Below are 1,151 nucleotides of genomic sequence, written 5' to 3' on the forward strand. Positions count from 1 at the left end.
GCATGAACATATTTACAGACTTTGCAGCACGTATGCGGGAAGTGAAACCTTCCGCAACTTTCAAATATGATGCGGCTGCGAAGAAGCCGGGTGTGATTAACCTGACAATTGGCAGACCGGGCTTTGATACGCCGGAAGTGATAAAGAATGCTGCTAAGCGTGCGCTGGACGAGGGTAAGGTTCATTATACGCCATCGAAGGGAATACCAGAACTTAGAGAAGCGATAGCGGCGAAACTGGAGCGAGAGAATCATATTGGGAGCATTGACCCCGATAATATAGTTGTTTCCGGTGGTGCGAAACAGATAATCTACTGTATAATCATGGCACTGGCAGACCGTGGAGATGTCGTGGCAATACAGAATCCCACATGGGTGAGTTACGAAGCTCAGATCAGACTGGCGAATGCGGATGTTGACTGGCTGAGTTTGAAGTCAGAGGAGGGTTTCATCCCGGACGATAGCTTCATGCAAGACCTGGAGGAGACGAGAGCCAAACTGCTGATACTTAATTCTCCAGGTAACCCAACGGGAGCGGTATTTCCGGAACGAAGAATCAAGGAGATAATGGACGTGTGCACCAGGAAGGGGATAATGGTTATATCAGATGAGGTGTATGAGAAACTGATCTATGATGGCAGGCATTACAGTCCAGCAAGAGATTACGAGAATGTGATAACGGTGAATGCGTTCAGCAAAGCGTATAGTATGACCGGATGGCGGATTGGGTACTGTGCCTGCACCAATCGAGAGGTGATGGAGAAGGTGAATATAATACATCAGCAATCACTCTCATGCTGTACTTCTTTTGCACAATACGGTGCCCTGGCGGCATTCACTGAGGAAGCAGAAGAGGCAACGAGGCGTATGAGAGAAGAGCTCAGGATACGGAGGGATTATGTGATGAAACGCATGAGTGAATTTGAACTGGAAGTGATATGTAAGAAGCCAGGAGGAGCATTCTATATATTCCCATATTTCAGGAACATGGATGACTATGAGCTGGCAGATAGGTGGCTAAGGAAAGGTGTGGCGGTGATACCCGGGAGTGCATTCGGGTCCCAGGGTGCGGGCTGTATCAGATTAAGCTATGGGAGTGCAGATATGAGAGCGCTTTCGGAAGCATTTGACCGAATCATGGAGTGAAAATAT

1 protein-coding gene is annotated in these 1,151 nt (G+C 48.0%); it reads left to right on the forward strand.

Going from position 1 to position 1,151, the window contains the following annotated elements:
- Positions 1-1,145: pyridoxal phosphate-dependent aminotransferase (locus J7J01_03195; protein MCD6209895.1), on the forward strand; the 1,145-nt coding region annotated here is incomplete at its 5' end.
- Positions 1,146-1,151: the final 6 nt, after the last annotated feature.

Source organism: Methanophagales archaeon, from assembly GCA_021159465.1.
Lineage (GTDB): Archaea > Halobacteriota > Syntropharchaeia > Alkanophagales > Methanospirareceae > G60ANME1.